General features: G+C 56.5%; 1 pseudogene. It reads right to left on the reverse strand.

What is annotated here, in order from left to right:
* A pseudogene (locus Q4563_RS18550) lies at positions 1 to 306 on the reverse strand (hypothetical protein); the annotation flags it as partial.

Genomic DNA, 306 nt, shown 5'->3' on the forward strand with positions numbered 1-306 from the left:
GGATGTAGCTGACATACGTTCATCTCCTCTGTCGGGCCATTGGCGCTATGGCCATGGCCCATGACTGGCTCCAACGCAAGATACAAGTCCACCAACTGGCTGGCCGATGGCACCTGCTTGGAACGAGTGACCCAAATGCGAAGCTGTTGCAGTAACACCGGAACCTGCCAACTCAGCAGCTCGATACCAATGTCCTGGTAGGCCCGGATCAGCCCGTGTTTACCGGAATGCTTGCCCAGTACCATCTGGTGCTGGCGGCCCAGCTCCAGAGGATCAAGGCCCTGATAATTCAGTGGATCCTTGATC

It is taken from the genome of Gilvimarinus sp. 1_MG-2023, from assembly GCF_030548285.1.